Origin of the sequence: Mesorhizobium sp. M0185, from assembly GCF_040322175.1 — a bacterium.
Classification (GTDB): domain Bacteria; phylum Pseudomonadota; class Alphaproteobacteria; order Rhizobiales; family Rhizobiaceae; genus Mesorhizobium.
Genome location: NZ_JAMYSY010000028.1, coordinates 53,958 through 79,518 on the forward strand (window position 1 = coordinate 53,958; position 25,561 = coordinate 79,518).

Sequence of the window (25,561 nt, forward strand, 5' to 3'; positions counted from 1 at the left end):
CCCTGTCACGACTGAACAACCCGAATATTGACGCGCCGCTCCTATATCCCCTTCAGGAGGGGCGTTTCGTCCAGCACCTCGGCCATATATTCAATGAAGGCACGTACGCGGTGTGGCAGCGGTCCGCCGCCGACATAGACGGCATGGACCAGTTCGAGGTCGCCTGGATTGCAGTCTTCGAGTAGTGGCACGAGCCTTCCCTCGGCTATTTCGGCGGCGACATGGAAAAGGCCCAGCCGTGCCACGCCGGCGCCGGCAAGTACCATCTGCTTCATGGTCTCGCCATTGTTCACCACGAGGCTTCCCGTAACTGGTTGGCCGACATCCTTGCCTTCGAAGCGGAAGGGCCAGGATGCCCGGGTGCGGCGAAAGTTGAATGTCAGGCAGTCGTGGCGTTCGAGATCGGCCGGCGTTGCAGGCCTGCCATAACGCGCGACGTAGTGCGGAGCGGCGCATACGACGCGCCGGCTGTGCCCGAGTTTGCGAGCAATCAAACCGCTGTCCGGCAAATTGCCCATGCGAATGACGACATCGGTCTTCTCCGCGACGAGGTCGACGATCCCATCCATGAAGCTGAGGTCGACGACGAGGTCGGGGTTGCGTGCGACGAAGGCGGCATAACCGGAGCAACGAACATGGTGCCGAAAGGGATCGTGGTGTTAACCCTCAGCCGCCCCCGAACCGCCCCGCCAGACGCTTCCTGATCGGCGTCGTTCAGATCCTGCAAGATCCTCAGCGCGGCATGATGATAGGCCTCGCCTTCCTCGGTTAACGTGATGGCACGCGTCGTGCGCAGCAGAAGGCGTGTGCCGAGGCGCGCTTCCAGCCGGGCGATCAGCTTGCTCACCGCAGATGGTGTAATGTCGAGGTTGCGCGCCGCCGCGGAGAAGCCGCCATCCTGCACCACGCGGGCGAACACCTCCATCTCGCCTGACCGTTCCATCAGAATACGCGCCACTGATGATCTCCATTCACAGGTGCATGTCTTGTAGTGGCAATAGTTCTTCCCGTGCTCAAATCATAAACAGCGTCTAGACACAATCTGGAGGCTCTTCATGGATCTGCAACTGAACGGCAAAACCGCTCTTGTCACCGGCGCCACCGCAGGTATCGGGCTCGAAATCGCCCGCGCACTCGCGCTGGAAGGCGCAATCGTCATCATCACCGGCCGCGACCGGGCGAAGCTCGATGCGGCGATCGCCACCGTCAAGGCGTCAGGCGACAAGGCCGTCAGCGGCGTTCTGGCCGACGCCGCCACCGCCGAAGGCGCCGCCCTGATCTCCAAGGCCGCGCCGGTAGTCGATATCCTCGTCAACAATCTCGGCATCTACGAGAGCAAGCAGTTTGGCGATATCACCGACGCGGACTGGAGCTATCTGTTCGATGTCAACGTGATGAGCGGCGTGCGCCTGTCTCGCGCCTATCTGCCTGGCATGCTGGAGCGGAGCTGGGGCCGGATCATCTTCATCTCCAGCGAATCCGGTCTCGCCGTCCCGGCAGACATGATCCACTACGCGACCACCAAGACGGCGCAGCTCTCGATATCGCGCGGGTTGGCACAACTGACGCGCGGCACCAACGTCACGGTCAACGCGGTGATGCCGGGGCCGACCCGTTCGGACGGCATAGAGATTTTCCTGCGCAGCCAGGCGGGCGACCCGTCCGCACCGATCAAGCAGATCGAGGCCGAATTCTTCGCCACCGCGCGCTCCTCTTCGATCCTGCAGCGCATGGTGGAAGCGGAAGAGGTCGCCAGTCTCGTCGCCTATCTCGCCAGCCCACGCTCATCGGCCACCAACGGCGCCGCGCTGCGCGCCGAGGGCGGCCTCATCAACACCATCGCCTGAGAGAGCTCTTCGATGTCACAGTCACCGCTTACCGTTATTGCCATCACCACCGCCAAACCCAGCAAGGAGGCGGCGCTCGGAGCCGCCCAGGAAAATCTGGTCGCAGAGACGCTGCTCGAAGACGGCTGCCTGCGCTACGAACTGCATCAGTCGCTCGATGATGGCCGGATCCGCATCTTCGTCGAGACATGGGAAAGCGAAGCTGAGTGGCGCGCCCATATGGACGGCGCTGCGATGCAGCGCTTCCAGGCGAGAGGCGTCGGTGACTATTTCGCCGATTTCGCCCTGCATCGCCTGACCAAAGTCGCAGGCTGACGAGGTTATGCTTCTCGATGGCTTGGGCATGGCAAATCACCTCCGTAAGGAAGTGAAATCACAAACCCAACATTAGCGAAATCCCTCGCGATTCAACATGAACGTCCGACCCTCTAGCCAGAGCGCAAGCTCCAACGTAGCCGCGTTTCGCTGCTGTCCGGAAGGTGCCTATTTGCAGACCAGGCGCATGATCGTATCGATGTTGAACTGCAGTCTTGTATCGAGAGATTCTCGCGACATCAGATCACGCTCGTAGATGATGGCACCGGTGAAGCGGTTGGTGAGGTAATAGTAGCCGATAGCCGCGATCGTGATGTTCAATTGAACCGGATCAATGCCCTCACGGAATACGCCCTGTTTCGCGCCACGCTCCAGAATGGTATCGACCATGGCGACAAACCGCCGGCTTAGGACCTGGATGACTTTGGACTTCTTGAGGTGGCGCGCCTTGTGCAGGTTCTCGCTGTTGACCATCGTCAGGAACTCAGGATTGTCGAGATAGTATTTCCACGTGAAGCGGACCAGCCGTTCCAGCGCTTCCTTGGGCGCGAGGTGATCGAGTTCCAGTTTTTGCTCCGCCGTCCGGATATCTACATAGGCGTCTTCGAGAACGCGTTGGAAGAGGCTCTCTTTGCTTTCGAAATAATGGTAGATCATGCGCTTGTTGGCTTTTGCACGCTCGGCGATGTCGTCGACGCGCGCGCCGCCCAATCCCTTGCGGGCGAATTCCTTCTTCGCCGCGTCGAGGATGCGTCTTTGCGTTGCTTCGGCGTCGCGCACGCGGGGCTTGCGCGTCGCCTCAACGGCCTTGTCGGGATCCACTGTAGTCAAAACATCCGCCTCTCTTTGGAAAGCCTCACGTCTCCGGCTTATCATATCGATCGTGAAAATCTCCTGATCCTAGGTTTTGATCGCCTTGCGGTTGAGAAAGGCTGCAACCCGTTGCTTGCGTTCCGGCGTATCGAGGATCAGCGCGGCGAGCAGCCGCTCCATCCTAAGCGATTGGCGCATCGGGTGCTCGGAGGCCTCGCGAATCACCTCCCGTGCAAAGCGCACCGCCGGCGCGCTGCGCTCTGCGATCTTCTTGCCGACCGCAATGGCTGTCTCAAAGACCTTGTCGGCTGGACAACTTCGCGCGGCGATGCCAAGCGCGCTTGCCTCCCTTCCTGACAGTGACCGGCCTGTCAATATCAAGTCCGAGGCGATCGCTCGTCCCGCCATCTGGATGAGGCGCTGGGTTCCACCCTGTCCGGCGATAACGCCGATGCCGGTTTCGGGCAGCGCCAGATTTGCGTCTTCGGCGCACACCAGAATGTCGCAGGAGAGCGCAAGTTCGAAGCCACCGCCCACTGCATGGCCACGCACGGCGGCGATCGTCGGCTTGCGGGCTTCAGCGAAGCGGTCGAATTCTTCAAGCCAGTCAGCCAAGACGGCGTCAATCGCGGTCATCGGGCTGACCTCCGCCAAATCCGCACCGACGGAAAAGTGGGTTTCGGTCCCTGCAAGCACCAGCGCGTGGATCGACGCATCTTGCTCGGCCTCGATCAACTCGGCGACAAGATCGGACGCGAGTTCGCGCGACAAGGGATTGCCGCGACGCGGCTTGCCAGTCATCGTCAAAATCCTGACCGCTCCCTCGGTCTTGATATCCAGATGCTCGCGGCGCAATCGTCTCTCCTCACATGAACGGCTATCCGGCCGGGCCGGAGCCAATGTATAGAAGTAACCGGACGGTTACAAGACAGGATAGGTCAGGGGAGATTTTCGATCCTGCCGTCATGTCACAATCGCGCTTGGCGCTTTGCGCGCCACGCCATGGCCCTGACAGCCATTGAATGTCGCACAGATCCACACAACCGGGCGCTGAGTGCACGCAGCCTCACCCAAAAAGCTCACTCAAACGCTCTCCTAATTTCGCGCTTGCGCACCAAGAATGGCTGCGCTATAAAGTAACTGGTTAGTGCAAAGATTGAGATCGGGAGGATCAAATGTCGAAGTTTGACTGGCAGAAAGCGGAGGTAAGCAGGCGCGCTCTGCTGAAAGGCGCGGCCGGATTGGGCGCCGCTGGCGCGCTGGGTTTGCCGTTCGGACCGCAAGCTCGCGCAGAGGAGACTACGTGGACGCTAGCCAATTCCATGCGCTCGCTCGCCAACCCCTATCACGCGGCTTTCGCCAAGGGCGGCGAGGAGTTCGCCAAGTCGGTCGGCGCCAAGTATGAGCAGCTGGTCACGGAAGGCAATTCCCAGAAGGGCATGTCGGATATCAGGGCGCTGCTGCAGCGCACCGGCGGCAAGCTGATCTTGAACGTCGACCCCAACGATTCACCCGACGCGCGCGTCATCGTCGAGGAAGTCCAGAAGGCCGGCGGCTATGTCGTCACCCAATGGAACAAGCCCAACGATCTGCATCCCTGGGACCATAATCCGAACTACGTCGCGCACATGTCGTTCGACGGTGTTCCCGCGGCCAAGACCATCGCCGAAGCGCTGTTCAAGTCGTTCGGCGGTGAGGGCGGTATCGTCGCCATTGGCGGCATCCTGTCCAACGTGCCGGCGATCGAACGCAAACTCGGTCTCGACCAAGCGATCGAAGCTTCGGGCGGCAAGATCAAGCTGCTCGACTTTCAGCCGGCCGACTGGAACGAGCAGAAAGCATTCGAGATCATGCAGGCCTGGATCACGCGCTTCGGCGACGACATAAAGGGAGTGTTCGCTGCCAATGACGGCATGGGCGTCGGGGCGCTCGAGGCCTTGCGGCAGAATGGTCTTGCAGGCAAGGTTCAAGTCGTCGGCCTGGATGGCATCGAGGCGGCGGTCGCAGCGGTCGAGGCCGGAGAATTCGCGGGAACGGTCGCCTGGGATCCGATGTGGACCGGTGGCATGGGCCTGGCGATCCCCTACGCGGTCGCCACCGGCAAGATCGACATTGCCAAGGAACCCAAGGAACACCGGGAGTTCTACGGCACCGCCATCATCGTGACTAAGGATACGGTCGCCGGCTACCGCGCCAATCCAGGCAAGGTCGACTTTAACGATTTTTGGGGCAAGGCGACCGGCCAGATCCAGTATCGGAGCTGAAACCTGTCTCAAGCCTGCCGTGGCAATGTCGCGGCAGGCTACCTGTCGCCACGGCATTGCATTTGGCTCTAATAGACTTGGTTCGGCCTAGCGTCATTTCCGGGAGGTCGGCTTTTTTGGGAGATTTTGACGTGGCCTTAGCTGTTCCGGCAAGCAAGGGCGGATTTGCGAAGTGGCGTGCCGGGGCGCCGCTCGCTGTGCTTGCCGGCCTGTGTATCCTCATCAGCCTCTTCAACGGCAACTTCCTCACCGTTTCCAATTCACTGCGATTGCTGAATACGGCGGCGATCCCGTTGGTTCTCTCCATGGGCGCAACCTTCATCATCCTGATGGGGAGCATCGACCTGTCCGTCGAGGGCGTGATCGCAGTCACCGCCGTCGCGGTCAGCCTGCTCGTCGCCAACGACCTGACCGGGTACGATTACGGCCTGTGGGCGGTGCCGGTCGCAATAATAGCCGGCGGCCTGCTCGGCATGCTCAACGGCGTCCTCCACGTGCGCCTCAAAACGCCATCCTTCATGACTACGCTCGGCGTCGGCTTTGCCGGCGTTGGCATAGCCACCGCCATGCTTGGCGGACAGACGGTGCGTATTTCCGACCAGACTTTCCGCGCCCTGTCGCTCGGTCGGGTCGGCGGCGTACCTATGGCCATTTGGATCGCTTTGGCCACGGTTATTGTCGCCTACATAATCCAGGAGCGCACCCGCATCGGCCGCTGGGTCTATGCCATCGGCACAGACGAGACCACTGCCCGGCAGGCCGGGATCCCGATCGAGCGCACGCGCATCTTGATATTTACCCTCGCCGGCATTTTCTATGGCCTCGGCGGCGTGCTCTCGGCAGCGCAGTTCGGGCAGGGCCACGCGCTTATCAGCCAGGGCCGTCTGTTCACCACCGTCACGGCAGTCGTTGTCGGCGGCACGTCGCTTTCCGGCGGCGTCGGCTCGGTGCTCAACTCGGTCGTCGGTGTGCTCATCGTGGTGGTGCTCGCCAACGGCATGGTACTGATGGGGGTTGAACCGTATATCCAGCAGGGCGTGCAGGGCCTGCTGATTATCGTCGCCGTAGCTCTCTCGCTCGATCGCTCGCGTCTGGATGTGGTGAAATGATGCTTCCCGCTCTCGAGATGAAAGGCATCAGCAAGTCCTTTCCGGGTGTGAAGGCGCTGAACGAAGTTTCCTTCAGCGCCGCCACGGGCGAGGTGGTCGGCCTGATCGGCGAAAATGGCGCCGGCAAGTCGACGCTGCTGAAAATCCTGAACGGGGTCTACAAGCCGGACGCGGGCAGCATCGCCATCGACGGACGCAACGTCGAAATTCGTTCCGCGCGAGACGCCTTTAACAAGGGCATCGCTATGGTGTTCCAGGAACAGTCGGTGATTTCGAGCCTGACTATCGCCGAAAATATCTTTCTCGGCCGAGAAGAAGAGTTCCTTCGTTTCGGCCTGATCTCCAAGGCGCGCATGAACGACGCGGCAGCGCAGGAACTGGAGAAGGTCCGGTTGAAAATTCATCCCGGCACGCTCGCGGCCGATCTGTCCTTCAGCGACCGCCAGATGGTGGAAATCGCCAAGGCGTTGTCGCTCGACAGCCGCATCAAACGCGATGTCACCATTCTCCTGGACGAGCCCACATCGGTGCTCGAACAGAAGGAAGTAGGCATGCTTTTCGACATCGTCCGCGAGCTGAAGCAGCGTGCCTCCATCGTGTTCATCTCCCACCGGCTCGATGAGGTCCTGGCGATTTGCGACCGCATCTACGTCATGCGCGACGGACGCGTCGTGCACGAGACGCCGGCTGCGGGGGCGGATGTCCACACGCTGCACCAACAGATGGTCGGGCGTCAGCTTCAGCACGAGTATTACCGCGAGGAAAAGCAGGCGCAGCCGTCGCCCACAATAGCGCTGAAGGTGGACAAGCTTAGCAAGGCGGGGGTTTTCCACGACGTCAGCTTCGATCTGCACGAGGGCGAAGTTCTTGGCATAGCCGGCGTTATCGGCTCCGGCCGTGAGGCGCTCGCGCGCTGTCTTGCTGGCTACGAAACGGTCGATGGCGGCACCCTCCACATGGGCAGCGAAGCGGTCCGGCTCGCTACGGCGCATGATGCCGTGGGCCGTGGCATCGGCTTTGTTCCCAGTGAGCGGAAGGTGGAAGGCCTCATCACGCCTTTCACAGTCGCCGAAAACATGACACTTGCCTGCCTGTCGAAGTTCACCTCCGGCGGCATTATCAGCGGCACGCGGGAGAGCGCGATCGCCAAGGACTGGATCGCCAAGCTCGGCATCAAGACACCTTCGACAAAAACGATGGTCGTCAGCCTGTCGGGCGGCAACCAGCAGAAGGTCGTTCTGGCGAAATGGCGCATCGCTGGCGTCAAGATCCTGATCCTCGACCACCCGACGCGCGGCATCGACGTTGGCGCCAAGGAGGATGTCTATTCGCTGGTACGTGAGATGACCGCACAGGGCCTCGCGGTCATCCTGCTCGGCGACACACTGGACGAGGTGATCGGGCTGTCGAGCCGAATCCTGGTGATGAAGGACGGCGCAGTCAACGCGACCTTCGACGCGCCCGCCGGCGGCAAGCCGCCCCAGCTCGAAATCATCCAGTACATGATGTGAGATGATGCAACGCGCCACGGAACATATCCGCACCGTGCTTCCACCGGCCGTTCTGGTGGGCATGGTGCTCGTTATCGGCCTCTACGACCCGACCTTCTTCTCGGTGTCGAATTTCGAAACCGTCATCTCCGACACGATGAGCCTGTTCCTCATGGCTACGGGGCTCACGCTCGTCATCATGATGGGTGGCATAGATCTTTCGGTGCAGGCGGTCGCGTCGATGGCAAGTTGCATCCTCGCCGCCTATCTGCCGGAGCTCGGCTTCCTTGCGATTCCGCTGGCGGTGCTTGGGGGCACGATAGCGGGGCTCGGCAGCGGCTTCGTCTCGATCGCGTTGCGCATTCCGTCCTTCATCGCGACCCTTGCGGCGGGCGGGCTCGTCACCAGCGCGGCCTATTGGTTCTCCAACACGCGCTCTGTCGACATCGCCGAAGATCTGACCAGCCGATATCTGCATTGGGCGGTCGGCACGACAGCCGGGATCTCGAACGACATCTGGGTCGGCGCCGTCTTCCTGATAGTCCTTGGCGTCCTGCTCGGCGCGACGCCTTTCGGCCGCTATGTGCGCGCTATTGGCGCCCAGGAGCGCGCGGTGATTGCGTCGGGGATAAACGTCAACCGGGTCAAGATCGCAACCTTCATGTTGTCCGGAACTATGGCGGCCGTGGCGGGCGTCATGATGGCGGCACGCCTCGGTTCGGGCTCCCCCACGCTCGCCAACGAATTCCTTCTGCCGGCGATCGCCGCTGTCATCGTTGGCGGCACGGCGATCACCGGCGGCGTTGGCTCCATTTGGCGTACGTTGGTCGGCGCGCTGATCATCCAGGTGGTGCGGATAGGCATGACCTTCATGGGCGTGTCGGTCTTCACCCAGCAGATCGTTTTCGGCTTCATCCTCGTCGCCGCGGTCGCGGTGACCATGGACCGGAAAAAAATCCTCGTCATCAAGTGAGCGAGGGGCGCGCCCCGTGGGCAGCCGGCCCGCAAAGTTCAGGAGCAGACACATGGACAAAAAAACCCCGCATCATGCATTGCCGGCCAGCCCCCGAGATTTCGGTTTTTTCGTCGATGGGCATTGGATTGAGCCGGGATCGCGAGAGACCGTTGTCCGGCTGAGCCCGGCTCATGACGTTCCCGTCACGTGCATCACGCGATGCACGAAAGATGATCTCGACCATGCCGTCACCGTCGCGCGCGAGGCTTTCGCCGACCGCCGTTGGTCGGGTCTTGCCGGCACCGATCGGGCCGCGGTGCTACTGAAGGCGGCTGCCGGCATCCGCGGTCGGCTCGACGAGCTGTCGTTGCTGGAAACGCTCGAGACGGGCAAACCGATCTCCCAGTCGCGGGGGGAGGTGGAGGGTGCTGCCGCCATTTACGAATATGCAGCGGGCGCCGCCCGTGCCTTGCATGGCGACACGTTCAACAATCTCGGCGACAGGATGCTTGGCCTCGTTACGCGTGAGCCGATCGGCGTCGTCGGGCTGATCACGCCGTGGAATTTCCCCTTCTTCATCCTTGCTGAGCGGGTCCCTTTCATTCTGGCGGCCGGCTGCACCATCGTCGCCAAGCCGAGCGAGGTGACGTCGGCGACGACGCTGGTGATGGCCGAGATCCTCGCCAATGCTGGCCTGCCGGATGGCGTGTTCAACGTGGTCACCGGCAGCGGCAGCGACATCGGCCAAGCGATGACGGAACATGCCGGGATCGATATGGTGTCCTTCACCGGTTCGACTGAAGTCGGGCGACGAGCGCTTCTGGCTTCGGCAGGCAACTTTAAAAAGCTGGGTCTGGAGCTTGGCGGGAAGAACCCGCAGATCGTCTTTGCGGATGCCGATCTCGACGACGCCGCGGACGGTGTGGTGTTCGGCACGTGCTTCAACGCCGGCCAGTGCTGCGTCGGGGGCAGCCGCCTGGTGGTCGAACGGTCGATCGCGGCAGACTTCGAAAAGCTTCTGGCTGAGAAGTTTTCCCGCATCCGGGTCGGCGATCCGCTCGATCCGGAAATCCAAGTCGGCGCGATCATCACCAACGCGCAGAAGGATTCGATCCTCGGCCATATCGCCGGCGGCCTCAAGGGAGGGGCGCGGCTTGTCTGCGGCGGCGAAGCGATGAAGAACGGCATGGCCGGCCAGTTCATCCAGCCTACGCTGTTTGCCGATGTCGGGCGCGACATGGCCATTGCGCGCGAGGAAATATTCGGACCAGTTTTGACAATCTTGCCTTTCGATACATTCGAGGAGGCGGTGGAGATTGCCAACGATACGATCTACGGATTGGCGGCCAGCATCTGGACCAAGAACCTCGACAAGGCGCTGCAGGCGATGCGACTTGTTCGGGCCGGTCGCGTCTGGATCAACACCACGATCTCAGGCGGGCCGGAACTGCCGATCGGCGGGTTCAAGCAATCGGGAAGCGGCCGCGAAACCGGCATCTACGGCGTCGAGGAATACACAGAGGTGAAATCAGTTCACATCACGCTCGGCAAGCGTGATCACTGGGTCTCGTAATGGCGGAAGACAGGTTCGACTACATCATCGTCGGTGGCGGGTCGGCGGGTTGTGTGCTGGCCGCGCGCCTCAGCGAAGACCCGTCCGTGCGCGTGCTCCTGCTGGAAGCGGGTGGCAAGGACACGCATCCTTACATCCACATGCCCGCCGGCTTTGCCAAGATGACAGCCGGGCCACTGACCTGGGGTCTGAAGACTGCGCCGCAGAAACACGCGAACAACCGAGAGATTCTGTATGCACAGGCCCGCGTGCTCGGCGGCGGCAGTTCGATCAACGCCGAGGTATTCACCCGCGGACATGCGGCAGACTATGACCGCTGGGCCAATGACGAAGGCTGCCCCGGCTGGTCGTCGGCTGAAGTGAAGCCCTATTTCCTGCGCTCCGAAGGCAACGAGATCTTCGCCGGCGAGCACCATGGCACAGAGGGTCCGCTCGGCGTCTCCAACCTTCAGACACCCCAGCCGATTACCCGCGCCTTCGTGCAGTCCTGTCAGCAATTCGGCATCCCGTACAATCCGGATTTCAACGGGCCGGTGCAGGAGGGCACAGGTATCTACCAGATGACGATCCGCAACGCGCGTCGCTGTTCGGCGGCCGTTGCCTATCTACGGCCAGCGCTCGGCCGAAAGAATCTGATCGTCCAGACAGGCTGCCTGACCAACCGCATCCTGTTTTCGGGCAGCCGCTCAACGGGCGTCGAATATCGCCAGAATGGGCAAGTGCGGACGGCAAGAGCCGCGGAAATCGTGGTGACGGCCGGTGCCATAGGGTCGCCGAAGATCATGATGCTGTCCGGCATTGGTCCCGCGACACATCTGGAGGCGCGTGGCATAGAGGTGGTGCACGATTTGCCGGGTGTCGGCCAGAATCTGAACGACCATTTCGGCGTCGACATCGTCTACGAGCTCAAGGGCTCAACGAGCCTCGACAAATACGACAAGCTGTACTGGATGCTCTGGGCCGGCCTACAGTACGTACTGTTCAAAACCGGGCCGGTGACCTCGAATGTCGTGGAAGGCGGGGCGTTCTGGTATTCCGAGAGGTCAGAGCCCATCCCCGATCTGCAATTCCATTTCCTGGCCGGCGCGGGTGTCGAGGCGGGGGTGCCCGCGATCCCGTCCGGGTCCGGCTGCACGCTGAATTCCTATGTGTTGCGCCCAAAAAGCCGCGGGTCGGTGACGCTTCGCAGCGCTGATCCGGCCGACGCGGCGATCGTCGACCCGAATTTCATCGCCGATCCGGATGATTTGAGAGCTGCGGCCGAGGGAGTCAGGATCAGTCGGGAGATCATGAACCAGCCTGCGCTTGCCAAATATATCAAGCGCGAGCATTTTCCCGGCAAGGATGCGAAGACCCAAGCCGATTTCGAGGCCTATGCACGCGCATTCGGGCGGACGTCCTATCACCCGGCCGGCACATGCAAGATGGGCTCGGACGACCTAGCGGTGGTCGATCCGCGACTCCGCGTCCGCGGTCTCGACGGCATCCGTATCTGCGACTCCTCGATTATGCCGAGCCTTGTCGGCTCCAACACCAATGCCGCCACGATCATGATCGGAGAAAAGGCCAGCGATCTGATCCGCGGCAATCGATAGCCTCAGGCTCGGCCCTCCACCCCTTCGGAGCCGGGAAGTCAACGTCAAGCGTTTCAATCCCACTCCGGCGCCCATGCGACGGCGGCCTTGCCGACGATGCGGTAGTTGGTGGCGGTCATCGCGTCGATGCGCGCCATGTCGACGCTCGAAAGGGTGAAATTCATTGTGTCGAAGTTAGCCTGGATGTTGGCCGGCTTGGTCGACATGGTGTTGATGGACACGCCCTTCTGTAGGATCCAGCGGAGCACGATTTGCGCTGGGCTCTTGCCGTAGACTTCAGCAAGATCCGTAAAAAGGGGATAGCTGAAGACTTTGCCCCGCGCGACGGAGCAGAAAGAGGAGAGGGGAATCCCCGTTTCCGTCGCCGCAGCCAGCAGCTTGTCCTGATTCAGAAGCGGATGGAACTCGACCTGGTTGGTCGCGAGGGGCGTGTCGATGGTGCGCGCCGCGTCCCGCATCATTTGCGCCGTGTGATTGGACAGTCCGATGTGCCGGGCAAAGCCGTTGCTCCGGGCTTTCTCCAGCAATTTAACCGGCCCGGTAACCGCGCCGCCGATGGGCGGCCAATGCAGAAGCAGCACATCGACATAATCCAGCCGCAGATCCTTCAGACTTTTCTCAACCGAAGGCAGGAACCGGTCCTCGCCGAAATTTTCAGGATGAACCTTGGTCGTCACGCAAAGTTCGTCCCTGGGGACGCCGGTTTCGGCGAGGCCTGCGCCGACATCGGTCTCATTGCCGTACATTTGCGCCGTATCGAAGGAGCGGTAGCCGACATCGACCGCTGTCTTCATCGCGCCGGTGAGTTCGGCGCCCCTGAGCGGAAAGGTGCCAAACGACCGCTGGTAGGTCTTCTGGAAATAGATGCTCAAAGCAACCTCCTCATCCGAGCGGGGCGACGGTCCTGCAGCGCTTTTCGCACCATTTGGTTACTTATTATCCGCATCCAGAACTAATTTCAAGCACGGCGTCGACGAAATGCCCTGGAGATCGGAGAACAAGATTTGCAATCGGATATGATAGAGGAATGTTTCAGCAACGGCTTGATCGCAAACATCGTTTCCCGTATGGTAATAACCATCTAGTTATTTAATACAATGCGCGGTTCCGACCCTCGGGAGGTGAGAATGTCCAAGATCAAGAGCGCGGCCGAGGCAGCTGCGCTGATCCCGAACGGAGCGATCGTCGCAGTAAATTCCTCAAGCGGACTTTGCTGCCCTGATGCCGTTCTCGCTGCCATCGGCGAGCGGTTCCGTAAGGAGCGTGCGCCGCGCAATCTCACCATGCTGCACCCGATCGCGGCCGGAGACATGTTCGGCACCAAAGGCATCGACCACCTCGCACAGCCCGGGTTGATTTCGACGATAATCGGTGGCTCCTATCCTTCCGGACCATCCTCGGCCGAGCCGCCTTTGATCTGGCAGATGCTTGGAGAGAACGAGGTCGCGGCCTACAATGTCCCCAGCGGCATCATGTTCGATATTCTGCGCGAAGCCGCCGGCATGCGCCCAGGCGTGCTGACCAAGGTTGGCCTCGACACCTTCGTCGACCCAGATCTCGACGGCTGCGCCATGAACGATGCGGCGAGGCGGAAACCCATCGTCAAGAAGGTCCGGTTCGAGAGCGACGAGTGGCTGTTCTTTCCTGCAATTAAGCCCGACGTCGCAATCATTCGCGCCAGCACTGCCGACGAGCGCGGCAATCTGACGTTCGAGCATGAGGGGGCCTATCTCGGGGCCATGGAACTGGCGCTTGCGGCCCGCAACTGTGGCGGCATCGTCATTGCCCAGGCCAAGCGAATTGCACAGGCCGGAACGCTACGTCCGCACGATGTGCGGGTGCCCAGCATTCTTGTCGACTGTATTGTCGAGGCGCCAGACCAGCTTCAGACGACTGCGACTGTCTACGATGCGGCGATATCGGGCGAACTGTTCCGGCCGCTGGACACGTTCAGCATTCCCGATTTTGATGTCGCGAAAGTCATTGCCCGTCGTGTTGCCATGGAGCTGGAACCCGGCTGGGCCGTGAATATCGGCTTCGGCATTTCGGCCAATGTCCCGCGTATCTTCCTTGAGGAGGGGCGCCACGGCGATGTCACCTGGGTGATCGAACAGGGTGCGGTCGGCGGCATACCGCTGCTCGACTTCAAATTTGGATGCTCGTCAAACGCCGAGGCCTTTGTCGCCTCGCCGCACCAGTTCACCTATTTCCAGGCCGCCGGATTCGACGCTTCGCTGCTGTCCTTCCTGCAGATCGACAGGCATGGCTCCGTGAATGTATCGAAGCTCTCCGTGCGGCCGCATGTGACGGCCGGCGCCGGTGGGTTTGTGGATATAACGTCGCGCGCTCGTAAGATCGTCTTTTCTGGCTATTTTAACGCCGGAGCGAAATTCTCGATCGCCGACGGCAAGCTCGTCATCGACAAGGAGGGAAAGATCGCGAAGATGGTCGAAGAGGTGGAGCAGGTATCCTTTTCGGGCAAGCGAGGTGTTGCGCAGGGCCAGGACGTTACCTACGTCACTGAGCGCTGTGTTATCAAACTTTCGCCCGAGGGACTCGTCGTCACGGAAGTCGCGCCGGGGATCAATATTCGAGACGACATCCTTGTGCGGGCAGAGTTTCCCCTGACGATTGCTTCCGACGTCAAACCGATGGCGGACGCGCTTTTCAGGCCGGAGAAGTTTGGGTTGAATCTGGAGCAGGCCTAATCGGTCAGCCAGCTATCTGCGCCCGCAACATCATCAGTTCGTTGGTGCCGGACTGAACCGTTTCGCCTTTTTGGTTCATCACCTCGAATTTCAGTTTCGCGATTCCGCGCTCGGGTTTGGCGGTTGGCCGCTTGTCGAGCACAGCGATGACAGCATGGATCGTGTCGCCGGCGAAGACAGGCCTGTTGAACGACCAGTTCCAGCCGAGCGAAGCCACGGCCTCGAGCCGTGAAGCAGACTGGTTCTTCAGCCCGTCTGTCAAGGAAAGAACGAGGAGGCCGTGTGCGACGCGCCGCGGAAAGCCGAGTTTTTGCGCGGCCGCGTCCGACATATGGATATCGAAGAAATCGCCCGACAGTTCAGCGAAGCGGTCGATATGGCTTACTTCGACGACAAGTTCGGGCGTGGCGAACCAATCGCCCGGTACCAGATCGTCATAGGCGTAGGAGCGGTGTTCCAGCATGCGCTTGCGTTCCATCGCATCGCCTCCTGCTGTCAGGCTGGGGTTGGCGCATCCTCGCGCAACAGGCCCTTTTTCTTCAAATCGGCCCACATTTCGCCAGGGATGGGGTGGCTGAACCAGTCGAGGTTCTTGCTGAGCTGCTCCACCGTGCGCGTTCCGGCGATAAAGGAGGGGATCGCCGGATGCGCCACGACGAACTGCATGGCTGCAGCCGGCAGGGGCACACCATGCTCTCTGCAGACGGCCTCTATGCCGGCGACGCGCTTCATGATCTCGGCGGGCGCCGGTGAGTAGTTGTACTTCGCGCCCTCGACGGCACCTGTCGCCAAAATGCCAGAGTTGAACCCGCCGCCGACAACGACGGCTGCGTTGCGCTCCTGGCAAAGCGGCAGGAAGACATCGAGCGCTTCCTGTTCGAGCAGCGTGTAGCGCCCAGCCAGGAGGAAACAGTCAAAGTCGCGCTGCTTCAGAGCTTCGTGGCAGACCTGCCATTCGTTGACGCCGACGCCGATCGCCTTGACCACGCCTTGGTCGCGCAGTTTTGCGAGCGCCTTCCAGCAGCCATCCATCGCCGTCTTGAAGACTTCCGGCTGATCCGCGCCGCGCGTGAAGACATCGATGTCGTGGATGAAGCAGATGTCCATGCGCTCGAGCGCCAGCCGCTGCAGGCTGTCCTCGAAAGCTCTCATGGTGCCGTCATAGCTGTAGTCGAAAATCACTTCGTTCGCGGCGGCATTCACCCATGGCGCAAAATTGATCTCCGAGCGCTTCTTCGGTTTCAGGACGCGCCCGACCTTGGAAGACAGCACGAACTGGTCACGGTCTTTCCATCGAAGCGAATGACCCGTCCGCAACTCGGAAAGTCCATTGCCATAGTACGGCGCGGTGTCGAAGTAGCGCACGCCGGCGTTCCAGGCGTGCTGGATCATGCCGTCCGACGTCATTTCATCGATTTCGCTGAAGATGTTGCCGATCGGCGCTGTGCCGAACGCAAAAGCGGTCACGTTGATATCGACGCGCCCGAATTTTCTTTTATCGCCCGCTTGCATCCATTCCTCCGATTGGTAACGGTCTGGTTAGTTATCTTATCGAAGGCGGTCCAAATGGCAATAGCGATAGGCCAGAGGGAGGGTCTCCGACAGCCGTTGACGATAGCTTGACGAGGGACACACCCGGTGTTATTTAGTAACTAAATAGTTACATAAATGCTGGATAGGTGAGGCGATGTATCTGGGCGCAACGCACGAGCAGGTGCGAGACATGGCGAGGCAGTTCGCCGAGGATGTGATCCGCCCGCAAGCTGAGGCGCTCGATCGGGAGGAACGATTTCCCGCCGAACTGTACCTGCAAATGGGAGAGCTTGGACTTTTCGGGATCGGCGTGCCCGAAGAGGAGGGCGGACCTGGTTTCGATACGCTTGCCTACGCCCTTGTCATGGAGGAGCTTTGCAAAGGTTATGCATCGGTGGCCGATCAGTGCGGCTTGGTCGAACTGGTGAGCTCGCTCCTTGTGCGCCATGGCACCGCGACGCAGAAGACACAATGGCTAAAGCCGCTTCTGAGTGCAGAGAAAAAAGGCGCCTATTGCATCACCGAGCCTGAAGCCGGAACAGACGTGTCTGGGATCCGAACCACTGCGGATCGCGATGGCTCGGGCTGGCGACTGAATGGCGGCAAGATCTGGATTCACAACGCGCCGGTGGCAGATGTCGGATTCGTGCTTGCTCGCACCAACAAGGCCGCTGGCCACAAGGGCATGAGCATTTTCATTGTTGATCTGACGTCCAAGGGGGTGGAGCGTGGCCCCAAGGAACACAAGATGGGGCAGCGTGCCAGTCAGGTCGGTGCGCTCAATTTCACCGATGTGGCGCTGCCATCCGAGGCTCTTCTTGGCGAGGAGGGGCGGGGCTTCCACATGATGATGAGTGTTCTGGACAAAGGGCGCGTCGGAATAGCCGCGCTTGCAGTCGGACTTGGCCAGGCCGGTCTGGAAGCTGCGCTTGAGTACGCCCAGCAACGCAAGCAGTTCGGTTCGAAGATCAGCGAATTCCAGGGTGTACAATGGCTTCTGGCAGATATGGCTAAGGACATCGAAGCGGCCCGCCTCCTGGTCCACAGCGCCGCTGTCAAGATGGATCGCGGAGAGAATGCAACCAAAGCATGTTCCATGGCCAAGTGCTTCGCCAGCGATATGGCGGTAGCGCGCACCGCCGACGCGGTACAGGTTTTCGGGGGCAGCGGCTATATACGCGGCTTCGAGGTTGAACGCCTTTATCGTGACGCCAAGATTACGCAGATATACGAAGGCACAAACCAGATTCAGCGCATGATCATCGCGCGGGAACTGGTCAAGCACGGCGCGCGCGCATGAGCTCCGTTCGCCAAGCTGCTTTTATCACGGGCTCGAGTCGCGGCATCGGTCTGGCGACGGCGATGGAACTCGCGCGCAATGGCTTCGACATCGCTCTGAATGGACCGATCGAGGATGCTGAGCTTGCAGCAGCAGAAAAAGCAGTGGCCGCCGAAGGCGCCAAAACCGTCAGAGTGCCGGGCGACGTCAGTGTGACCGCTTCTCACGCAGCGATGCTGGAGCAAGTCGAAGCCGCTATCGGACCGCTGTCGACACTGGTCAACAATGCGGGCGTGTCGGTGCTGAACCGCGGTGACCTCCTGGATGTGTCGGAGGACAGCTACGATCGCTGCATGGCGGTCAATGCGAAGGCGCAGTTCTTCATGTCGCAGGCTTTTGCGCGATTGCTTGTAAGTCGGACCCGGGATGACGGCCGCTTTTACAGTCTCATCAACGTATCTTCCTCCAACGCCGTTGCTGTAGCCGTGCAGCGCGGTGAATATTGCGCGTCAAAGGCCGCTGCGGCGATGATCGCCAAGGTGTTCGCAGTGCGTCTCGGCGGCGAGGGGATCGCTGTCTACGATATCCAGCCCGGCGTGATCGAGACCGACATGACCCGGGTAGCGCGGGACATGTATCAAAAACGGATCTCCGAACAAGGCCTAACGCTTTTTCCGCGGCTCGGCCACCCGTCCGAAATCGGTCGCATTATCGCAACGCTTGCAACAGGTGGTCTGCCCTATACGACCGGGCATGTGATCTCCGCTGATGCCGGCATGCTTGTGTCGCGTTTCTGAGGTCAAAATGAATATCCAGCTTCCCGACGATCGAGGCATTCCTTCCCAGTACTCACTGATTGGAAAACCCATTGAAGCAACGCCGCTTGGCAAGGATTCTTGTCGCGTTGTGCTCTCAGCTGCGCACGTTGTGGCCAATTCTTTCACGGACCAGGATCCCTCCGGTCCGGCGGTTGTTGACTGGGAGGCCACGATGGCCTTCCGCCGTCATCTCGCAAGTCTCGGCCTTGGGATTGCGGAAGCCATGGATACTGCGCAACGCGGCATGGGCCTCGACTGGCCAGTCGCGCTCGAATTGATACGCCGGACAAAGTCCGAACTTCCCGATGCGCTTGTATTTAACGGTGCAGGAACCGACCATCTCGAGGCCGACGCAGCGCGTTCGCTTGACGATGTTCGTTGTGCCTACTTCGAGCAGGTCGAGGCGATTCAGAAGATCGGCGGCCGGATTATTCTGATGGCGAGCCGGGCGCTTGCGAAGGTCGCAGCAACGCCGACAGATTATGAAGCCGTCTATCGCGATGTGCTGGCGCAGTGCGAGGGCAAGGTCATCCTGCATTGGTTGGGCGACATGTTTGATCCCGCGCTTGCCGGCTATTGGGGCGCGGACAAATTCGACGAGGCACTGGAGACCTGCCTTGCCGTAATCGGCGAAAACCGGGACAAAGTCGACGGTATCAAGATATCGCTGCTCGACAAGGACAAGGAGATCGCGATGCGGCGCCGGCTGCCGACCGGCGTCAAAATGTATACGGGCGACGACTTCAATTATCCCGAACTGATTGAAGGTGACGATAGCGGCCACTCCCATGCACTGCTTGGCATATTCGATCCGTTGGCGCCCGCCGCCGCTTATGCCATATCGAGGCTTGGAGCCGGCGACGTAGCCGCCTTCCGACGAACCCTCGATCCAACTGTTCCGCTCGCCCGTCTGATCTTCCGCGCTCCGACCCGCTTCTACAAGACGGGTGTGGTATTCTTGGCCTGGTTGAACGATTTCCAGGACCATTTCGTAATGCTGAATGGTGCGCAGGCGATGCGGCCACTTCCTTATTTCGTCGACATTTTCAAGCTCGCCGACGCAAATGGCCTCTTGCGCAATCCTGATCTGGCGGTAGCGCGTATGCGCAAACTGCTTGCGGTGTATGGCGTCTGAGGGGGCACGACATGCGTGATTTCGCAAAGGATCACTCAGCCCTTGCCCTGAATACCGCGACTCTCGGCCATAATGTCGAAAGTCAAGGAGCGGGCTGGCCTCCGGAACGGGTAATCGATGCCTGTGCGGAACGCGGCTTCGGAGCTATCACCTTTTGGCGCCGCGAGATCGGGGGGAGAGCGGTCGAGATCGGCGAGCGCACGAGAGCCGCCGGGCTTTCCGTCAGCGGTCTGTGCCGTTCACCATTTCTGGTCGGTCCGCTCGCGCCACCGACCCGGCACGCTGTTCTCGATGATTTTCACTCGTCGATTGACATGGCGGCCGGCCTGAAAGCAGCCTGTCTCACGATTTGCGTAGGCGGCGTGGTGGCAGGCACGCACAGTATGGCGGAGAGCCTGAAGCGGGTTGCGGAAATCATTGCGGAAGTCGCGCCTTACGCCGCGCAATCGAATGTGACGCTGGCTCTCGAGCCGCTGAACCCCGTCTATGGCGGAAACCGCTCGTGCCTGGTCACCGTGCGTGACGCAGTCCAGCTCTGTGAAACGATCGACCATTCGGCAATCGCCATCGCGGTCGACGTCTATCATGTCTGGTGGGATCTCTCGCTTGGTGCGGAACTAAAGCGCGCCGGCGCGGTCCGGATCGCCGGATATCACCTTTGCGACTGGCTCGCCGACACGCGTGACGTGCTTCTGGACCGCGGCATGATGGGCGATGGTGTGGCAGACCTCAAGGCTTTGCGCCGGGCTGTCGAGGAAGCCGGCTACACCGGTCCTTGCGAGGTGGAAGTTTTCTCTGTGAACAATTGGTGGAAGCGAGATCCCAACGATGTTTTGGACATCTGCGTCGAAAGGTTCAAGACAGTTTGTTGAGGAATCGAAGATGCGTCGAATCTGAAGAAGAGTCCGATCTTAAGAGGAGGCGAACTGAACACCGATGGCATCGAATATGACACACAGCGCCCGGTCCGCGATGCAGCGGTTGTGGTGCCGCCAGACCTCACCAGAGAAGAGTCGCCAAACGCCTCCCCAGCGCAGATTTTGCGTGAAAGTCCGAGATGTGACCAGAGCGATGGTGTTTGAGGCCTTTTTGGTTCTTAATTCGGAATGGCTGGCCGAAGAGGACCTGTTCTTGGCTCGTTTGTCAGGACCGGGCTGACGCGCGTTTCTCGTCGGCTGTCAGACGAGGATCGACGACCACGTCCATCGGCGATGCATAAAACGCCTCCGCGTCCGTCAGCGCCGGTCCATAATGTGGCGCCTGCGAAACCCCGCCGTACGCCGGCCTGCAGCCGCTTGTCCGCATCGGAAGATTCGACACTGGACTTTTCGGCCGCCGGGCTTCCTTGAACCGCGTAGGCAAGCCCCCGGCGTTCGGCATAGTCGATGGCCGCCTGAGCCGTCGGAAAATCGAGTTCCACCTGGGTCAGCGTGTCTGCGCCTCCCGTGTAACCCATCAGGGGCTCGATGACGGGCGCGGTACGCCTCTCGAACACCAGCCGCCAGCCCTTCGGCTGCGCACGGCCCGAGGTCATGACTGAGCGGCAAGGCTTGTAAATCCGTGCGACCGCATCACGCGGGAACTCGGATCGGCCGAACAACGGCGCTCGCCCGCATTTGTCGTTGCCGGTCCGATATTTTCTACGGCTGGTGTGACTTCGCTTTCTTGCTTCTGCATCACTCATCCGTCCCATTTTTGGCGAAGGATGCGCCGGAGGCAGCGGCCTGCCGCCTCCGACTTGGTCCATGCGTCAGTGGGTGATCGGGATGCGCTTCACCTTCGACTGCGCGTTCGGGTTCTTCGGTAGCGTCAGGGTCAGGACGCCATTGGCAAAGGACGCCTTGACCTTGTCGTCCTCGACCTCGTAGCCGAGGGGTATGCGCCGCTCGAAGCGACCATAGAAGCGCTCGGAGTAGTGCTTCTCGTCGGTCTCCGACCGCCTCTCGCCACGCAGGGTCAGCACGTCCTCGTCAAGCAGGACTTCGATATCCTTCTCTTCCATACCGGGGACTTCGGCGGTGACGCGAAGCTCATTATCCGACTCCGAAATCTCCACCTTCGGCCAGCCGCTATCGAAAGGCGAAAGCTGCCCCGCAGTAGGCAAGCGCGTGTCGAAGCTCCTCAACATATCGTCAAAGAGCCGGTTTACCTCGCGGTGAAGCGAAAAGAACGGGTCGCCACCGCTATAGATGCTCGGGGCCTGGTTGTTGTTGCGGCCCCACGGGATAAGGTCACGCATGTTCATCTTCATCACCTCCACGTTCAACCGCGCGGCACCGGGCGATTGCGGGTGCCTGTCGCTTCTGATTCACGCCGACTTCAGGCTGCGTTCTTTTCGGCCTCGATCTGCCGCGGCGCTGCCTTTGCCGTACTGCCGGCGATGGCGATCCGGCGCGGCTTCATCTCTTCGGGAAGCTCGCGCTTGAGATCGATGTTCAGCAGCCCATTGTCCAGGCTGGCGCCGACGACCTTCACATGGTCGGCCAGTTCGAACCGACGCTCGAAGCCGGGCCCGGCTATGCCGCGATAGAGATACTGGCCGTCATCGTCGCCAGATGACCCTCTCACAACCAACAGGTTAGGTTGATGAGTGATGGTCAGCTGATCCCGCGAGAAGCCGGCGACCGCCATGGTGATGCGATAGGCGTCTTCACCAGTCTTGGCGATGTCATAGGGCGGCCAATTGTCTATCGCAGTGACACGGCTCGCATTTTCCAGCATGTTGAAAATGCGGTCGAAGCCGATGCTGGACCGGAACAGAGGGGTAAAATCGAGGTTTGTCCTCATAGCCACATCCTCCTTTGAGCAACATGGAACATGGATACAAGGAGACGCCAAGAGAGCCTTGACGCCTCCTGGACCTGCGCCGACCCCATCTGGCGACCGGCGATTAATTATTTATAACAGTGCTTTACGTGTTCAAGGGGGGCTATAGGAAAATTTTCAGCCAGACGACTGGTCGCTAAGAACACGTCTATCCCGCCCGCCGGCCAATCCTCGCCGGCGGGCGGATGCCTCGGATGAAGAGCGTGGCTGCGCTCCACTCAAAGTCGATCGACGGATGCTGTAAAACCGGTGACCGCGATGCTGTCGATCTCACGACCGTGACCGGCGCCGGGAAGCTTCTCCAATTGATCCAATTGGCGCAACGCGTCCATGATGGCATCGAAGCTGACCGGTTCGGTTGCTCCCGGCGGCATGCGCTGCGCCGGCACCGATTCCACTGCACAGGCGTCCGATGCCCAGGACGAAAGGATTGCACGCTTCTCCTGGACGTCCAGCGTCACGTCAGTCAGCACGTCCTGAGGTCGCTCGAAATGCCGTGCTGGATGGAGCAACCGGTCAAGAAAAACATCAGGGCCCTCGGGCCCGATTGGGGGAAAACTCGTCGAAATGGCTCCTTCCATCGATGGTCCTCCGCTTTGAATAGTCTCCTCTGTTGATGTCATCTTTGGTGGCTCTCGCGATTTCCACCAGCCGAAATTTTGGAGAGTTTCGACCAAATTTCAATGGCCCCGCAACGCCACATCCTCGCAGTTCCGCCCGCCATCAACATTGTTTCGAACCGGTGAGACAATCGGCGTGAATGTCAGTTCTTGCGCCTGGGACAAGTCGCGCGGCAGCGCCAGGGCGGTCGGGCGGGAGAACCAATCATTTCTTACATTTCCAGGAAGCGACTGTGCATTGGCTTGGTCGCAGGAATTTTGATGCTCTCGGCTGGCGGCTTTGCTCCGGTTTCAGCACAGGAAATCCCGAACGACTTCAGCGCAATCCTGCGTCAGAAGCTGCCGGCCGTGGTCGCGATCACGACGAGGCAGATCATCCAGGACCAAACGATGCTCGACGATTTTCTCAACCCCTTCGACAGCCGCGGGCCTGCCCAGCCGCAGGTGCGAGAAGCTCTTGGCTCCGGCTTCGTGGTCAGTCCGGAGGGCTACATCGTCACCAACAATCATGTCGTGGCCGACTCCACCGAAATCCACGTCGTATTCTCCGATAAGGAGACTTCGCCCGCGCGACTTGTGGGCCGCGATCCAGCAACCGACATCGCGGTGCTGAAGGTCGATCCACGCCCCAACATGACGACCACCGCCTGGGGTGACTCTGACGCAATGCAGCCGGGGCCTGGACGATCGCGATTGGCAGTCCCTTCGGGCTCGGGGGAACCGTGACCGTCGGCGTTCTTTCCGCCCGCTCGCGCGACATCCAAGCCGGCCCTTACGACGATTTTCTCCAGACAGACGCCTCGATCAACAGAGGCAATTCCGGCGGCCCCCTGTTTAACGCGCGCGGCGAAGTGATCGGGGTCAATACGGCCATCGTCTCTCCGTTTGGCGGCAGCATAGGCATCGGTTTCGCCGTGCCGTCCCGAACCGCACGGAGCGTCGCCGATCAGCTGATCCGCACCGGCCGGATCGAGCGCGGGTTCATCGGAGTGCGTCTCCAGGAGGTGACGCCGTCGCTTGCCCAGGCGCTTGGCATATCGAGCACCAAGGGAGCGCTGGTCGCCTCGGTCGAGCCCGGCAGTCCGGCAGACAAGGCCGGCTTGCAATCGGGGGATGTGATCACCCGGTTCAACGACAAGGACATTCAGGGCGTCCATGACTTGACGCTGGCGGCAGCTAACGAAAAGCCGGGGTCGAAAGCCACGCTGACAAGGAACCGCGGCGGCTCCCAGCAGGAGGTGGAACTGACCCTCGGTCAACGCAAGGACGAGGAGGTACAGACCCGTGTCGTTCCTAGTCCGGAAGCGGCGGACCAACGCCTCGGGCTGTCGCTCAGCCCCATTCCGGACGAAGCGCGCCAGCAACTCGGTCTGCAGCCGGGTACCACCGGCGTGTTTATCCAGGAAGTGGCGCCGAATAGCCCCGCCGCCGAGAACGGCCTTCGACCTGGCGACGTGATTGTCTCGGCCAACAACCGGGATGTGGCACAGCCGTCAGATATCCAGGAGGAGTGGGCAAGATCCCGGCAGCAGCACAAGCCCATTCTGTTGCGCATAAACAGGCAAGGACAATCCCTCTTCATTGCCCTAGCTGCTTCCTGACGTAGCGTGCGTCGAAACCAAAAATGTGGCAAAGTTTCCGTTCCGTATCCGAAAGAACGGAAGCAGGTCGCCGGAGCCCAAACATCACTCCAGCCGCCTCCTCCCATCTCGCGCGCGGCAAAAAGCAGCCAGCCGGCCGCGGCTCCCATCATCGTCCGCACTTGAGCAGCTCGTGCCGAGCCCGTGTCAATTTTGACGCACTCCGTTCCTACATAGCGTGACAGAAGACCTTCGCCGCGTTGGCGATGATGAAGACCGGCCTTGCCGGAACCGCGCAGCGAGCGCCCTTCCCGAAGACGCCATATGACCACATCTCGCACGGTCATTGTTGAGACGGCAGCGTCAAAGTTCGCCGCATCACTTGCAACGAGTTCTGGAAAATCAGGCCGGACTTGAGGCCAGCGAATGATAACGTCAGGTCGGCTCGCCGTGTTCTGCATCGCTCGTTGTCGATGAGTGGCGATCATAATCGATGGGCGGGGCAACATAACTTCGGCCTCGGCTCTGCCGAACTCCCTGCCGATTTGGAATGCCGCTGAAAGCTGTCTCATGAACGGAGGGCGGCACGTATTTTGGAGGCATCGTTGGATCTTCCCGCTTTCATTTAGTCGACAATAGCTGGTCCGCTTGGAACGGCAGTCCGTCACCGTTCAAAAGCCACCCGTCGAGGCGGCCTTTTCATTAGGAACCCCTCCACATGACCAAACCCACCCGAACGCGCCGCGGCGCCAACACCGACGTGCGTGCGACCGTGAAGCGGCAGCACCTGCAGGTTCAACACTGGCTTTCGCAGGCGATGCCGTCTTTGTCGCGGTCTAGCTTGCGGCCCCAAGAGCAGTTGGCTAGGTACCAACTTGCTTCATCGCACGAGCTGATTTGGGAACAGGTGCGCCGCGGCTCGCATGAATAGCCGCTTTGTGCGACCTGATGGCGGTTGATTAAGCCAAGCGGCTGGTTAGAAAGCGGCCGGTTGTCGGCATGCGCTAGACGCCACACCCAAGGCGCCTGAAAAGTTCCGGCCCACAGACCGAGCTTTGCCGCCTCTGCCTTCGCCTGCTGCCCCGCATAGGCGCCGTGGCT

The 25,561-nt window shown here is 60.7% G+C and carries 25 protein-coding genes and 2 pseudogenes; 16 read left to right on the forward strand and 11 right to left on the reverse strand.

Annotated features, from left to right (window positions below; genetic code table 11):
• Positions 1-41: 41 nt before the first annotated feature.
• Positions 42-958: pseudogene (locus NKJ20_RS21200) on the reverse strand (LysR family transcriptional regulator).
• A 97-nt stretch (positions 959-1,055) separates the two neighbouring features.
• On the opposite strand from NKJ20_RS21200, the gene NKJ20_RS21205 reads away from it, so the two are divergent.
• Together NKJ20_RS21205 and NKJ20_RS21210 are read left to right on the forward strand one after the other, a co-directional pair.
• On the forward strand, positions 1,056-1,847 hold the full coding sequence (locus tag NKJ20_RS21205) for an SDR family NAD(P)-dependent oxidoreductase (protein WP_352641526.1): 792 nt from the start codon (positions 1,056-1,058) through the stop codon (positions 1,845-1,847).
• Between the two features lie 12 nt (positions 1,848-1,859).
• Positions 1,860-2,162, forward strand: a complete 303-nt coding sequence (locus tag NKJ20_RS21210) for a putative quinol monooxygenase (RefSeq protein WP_352746640.1) — start codon at positions 1,860-1,862, stop codon at positions 2,160-2,162.
• A gap of 168 nt (positions 2,163-2,330) precedes the next feature.
• Here the strand turns inward: NKJ20_RS21210 and NKJ20_RS21215 are convergent, their stop codons facing one another.
• Entirely contained in the window at positions 2,331-2,993 is a 663-nt protein-coding gene (locus NKJ20_RS21215) for a TetR/AcrR family transcriptional regulator (protein WP_502894872.1), read from the reverse strand.
• 69 nt (positions 2,994-3,062) lie between these two features.
• The gene (locus tag NKJ20_RS21220) at positions 3,063-3,746 is read right to left on the reverse strand and encodes an enoyl-CoA hydratase/isomerase family protein (protein ID WP_352746689.1); all 684 of its coding nucleotides are present in this window, start codon (positions 3,744-3,746) and stop codon (positions 3,063-3,065) included.
• Between NKJ20_RS21220 and NKJ20_RS21225 the strand changes: the two genes are divergently transcribed.
• From NKJ20_RS21225 to NKJ20_RS21255, 7 genes are all read left to right on the forward strand, one after another.
• Positions 3,693-3,848, forward strand: coding sequence for a hypothetical protein (locus NKJ20_RS21225; protein ID WP_352746695.1), 156 nt, complete (start codon positions 3,693-3,695; stop codon positions 3,846-3,848). The genes NKJ20_RS21220 and NKJ20_RS21225 overlap by 54 nt on opposite strands.
• A 302-nt stretch (positions 3,849-4,150) precedes the next feature.
• Positions 4,151-5,239 carry a sugar ABC transporter substrate-binding protein gene (locus NKJ20_RS21230; protein ID WP_352746642.1) on the forward strand — a complete coding sequence of 363 codons (1,089 nt, stop codon included), beginning with the start codon at positions 4,151-4,153 and terminating at the stop codon, positions 5,237-5,239.
• A gap of 197 nt (positions 5,240-5,436) precedes the next feature.
• The gene (locus tag NKJ20_RS21235) at positions 5,437-6,348 is read left to right on the forward strand and encodes an ABC transporter permease (protein WP_352641520.1); all 912 of its coding nucleotides are present in this window, start codon (positions 5,437-5,439) and stop codon (positions 6,346-6,348) included.
• Positions 6,345-7,859: a sugar ABC transporter ATP-binding protein gene (locus NKJ20_RS21240; protein WP_352746645.1), complete on the forward strand. Its 1,515-nt coding sequence runs from the start codon at positions 6,345-6,347 to the stop codon at positions 7,857-7,859. The genes NKJ20_RS21235 and NKJ20_RS21240 overlap by 4 nt, the downstream gene beginning before the upstream one ends.
• Position 7,860: 1 nt before the next feature.
• Positions 7,861-8,811: an ABC transporter permease gene (locus tag NKJ20_RS21245; RefSeq protein ID WP_352746648.1), complete on the forward strand. Its 951-nt coding sequence runs from the start codon at positions 7,861-7,863 to the stop codon at positions 8,809-8,811.
• 52 nt (positions 8,812-8,863) lie between these two features.
• A complete protein-coding gene (locus tag NKJ20_RS21250) occupies positions 8,864-10,366 on the forward strand; it encodes an aldehyde dehydrogenase family protein (protein ID WP_352746649.1) in 1,503 nt (500 codons plus the stop codon).
• Positions 10,366-11,961, forward strand: a complete 1,596-nt coding sequence (locus NKJ20_RS21255; RefSeq protein ID WP_352746651.1) for a GMC family oxidoreductase — start codon at positions 10,366-10,368, stop codon at positions 11,959-11,961. Before NKJ20_RS21250 ends, NKJ20_RS21255 begins: the two co-directional genes overlap by 1 nt.
• A gap of 53 nt (positions 11,962-12,014) precedes the next feature.
• Here NKJ20_RS21255 and NKJ20_RS21260 read toward each other — a convergent pair whose 3' ends face one another.
• Positions 12,015-12,833, reverse strand: coding sequence for an aldo/keto reductase (locus NKJ20_RS21260; RefSeq protein WP_352746654.1), 819 nt, complete (start codon positions 12,831-12,833; stop codon positions 12,015-12,017).
• A 255-nt stretch (positions 12,834-13,088) separates the two neighbouring features.
• On the opposite strand from NKJ20_RS21260, the gene NKJ20_RS21265 reads away from it, so the two are divergent.
• On the forward strand, positions 13,089-14,669 hold the full coding sequence (locus tag NKJ20_RS21265) for an acyl CoA:acetate/3-ketoacid CoA transferase (RefSeq protein WP_352746657.1): 1,581 nt from the start codon (positions 13,089-13,091) through the stop codon (positions 14,667-14,669).
• A 4-nt stretch (positions 14,670-14,673) separates the two neighbouring features.
• On the opposite strand, the gene NKJ20_RS21270 is transcribed toward NKJ20_RS21265, so the two are convergent.
• Entirely contained in the window at positions 14,674-15,147 is a 474-nt protein-coding gene (locus NKJ20_RS21270; RefSeq protein WP_352641504.1) for a MaoC family dehydratase, read from the reverse strand.
• Positions 15,148-15,164: 17 nt separating this feature from the next.
• A complete protein-coding gene (locus tag NKJ20_RS21275) occupies positions 15,165-16,181 on the reverse strand; it encodes an aldo/keto reductase (RefSeq protein WP_352746660.1) in 1,017 nt (338 codons plus the stop codon).
• Between the two features lie 175 nt (positions 16,182-16,356).
• Here NKJ20_RS21275 and NKJ20_RS21280 point away from each other — a divergent pair, with 175 nt between their 5' ends.
• Genes NKJ20_RS21280 through NKJ20_RS21295 form a run of 4 tightly spaced genes read left to right on the forward strand, consistent with a single transcriptional unit; the run spans position 16,357 to position 20,306 of the window.
• Positions 16,357-17,502, forward strand: a complete 1,146-nt coding sequence (locus NKJ20_RS21280; RefSeq protein ID WP_352746662.1) for an acyl-CoA dehydrogenase family protein — start codon at positions 16,357-16,359, stop codon at positions 17,500-17,502.
• The gene (locus NKJ20_RS21285) at positions 17,499-18,278 is read left to right on the forward strand and encodes a 3-ketoacyl-ACP reductase (RefSeq protein ID WP_352746665.1); all 780 of its coding nucleotides are present in this window, start codon (positions 17,499-17,501) and stop codon (positions 18,276-18,278) included. Before NKJ20_RS21280 ends, NKJ20_RS21285 begins: the two co-directional genes overlap by 4 nt.
• A 7-nt stretch (positions 18,279-18,285) precedes the next feature.
• Entirely contained in the window at positions 18,286-19,434 is a 1,149-nt protein-coding gene (locus NKJ20_RS21290) for a dihydrodipicolinate synthase family protein (protein ID WP_352746667.1), read from the forward strand.
• A gap of 11 nt (positions 19,435-19,445) precedes the next feature.
• Positions 19,446-20,306, forward strand: coding sequence for a sugar phosphate isomerase/epimerase family protein (locus NKJ20_RS21295; RefSeq protein WP_352746670.1), 861 nt, complete (start codon positions 19,446-19,448; stop codon positions 20,304-20,306).
• Positions 20,307-20,530: 224 nt separating this feature from the next.
• Here NKJ20_RS21295 and NKJ20_RS21300 read toward each other — a convergent pair whose 3' ends face one another.
• The 4 genes from NKJ20_RS21300 to NKJ20_RS21315 all read right to left on the reverse strand — a co-directional run bounded on the left by NKJ20_RS21300 (position 20,531) and on the right by NKJ20_RS21315 (position 22,841).
• Positions 20,531-21,181 (reverse strand): NADH dehydrogenase ubiquinone Fe-S protein 4, encoded by a 651-nt coding sequence (locus NKJ20_RS21300; protein ID WP_352746673.1) that lies wholly within the window; start codon positions 21,179-21,181, stop codon positions 20,531-20,533.
• A 3-nt stretch (positions 21,182-21,184) separates the two neighbouring features.
• Positions 21,185-21,679, reverse strand: a complete 495-nt coding sequence (locus NKJ20_RS21305; protein WP_352746676.1) for an Hsp20/alpha crystallin family protein — start codon at positions 21,677-21,679, stop codon at positions 21,185-21,187.
• A 74-nt stretch (positions 21,680-21,753) separates the two neighbouring features.
• On the reverse strand, positions 21,754-22,221 hold the full coding sequence (locus NKJ20_RS21310; RefSeq protein ID WP_352746678.1) for an Hsp20 family protein: 468 nt from the start codon (positions 22,219-22,221) through the stop codon (positions 21,754-21,756).
• A 257-nt stretch (positions 22,222-22,478) separates the two neighbouring features.
• Positions 22,479-22,841: a hypothetical protein gene (locus tag NKJ20_RS21315; RefSeq protein ID WP_352746680.1), complete on the reverse strand. Its 363-nt coding sequence runs from the start codon at positions 22,839-22,841 to the stop codon at positions 22,479-22,481.
• Between the two features lie 429 nt (positions 22,842-23,270).
• On the opposite strand from NKJ20_RS21315, the pseudogene NKJ20_RS21320 reads away from it, so the two are divergent.
• Both NKJ20_RS21320 and NKJ20_RS21325 read left to right on the forward strand, forming a co-directional pair.
• Positions 23,271-24,073 (forward strand): annotated as a pseudogene (locus NKJ20_RS21320) (S1C family serine protease); the annotation flags it as partial.
• Between the two features lie 45 nt (positions 24,074-24,118).
• Positions 24,119-24,481, forward strand: a complete 363-nt coding sequence (locus tag NKJ20_RS21325; protein ID WP_352746693.1) for a PDZ domain-containing protein — start codon at positions 24,119-24,121, stop codon at positions 24,479-24,481.
• 774 nt (positions 24,482-25,255) lie between these two features.
• On the opposite strand, the gene NKJ20_RS21330 is transcribed toward NKJ20_RS21325, so the two are convergent.
• A partial coding sequence (locus tag NKJ20_RS21330; RefSeq protein WP_352746682.1) for an excalibur calcium-binding domain-containing protein occupies positions 25,256-25,561 on the reverse strand: 306 nt, incomplete at its 5' end.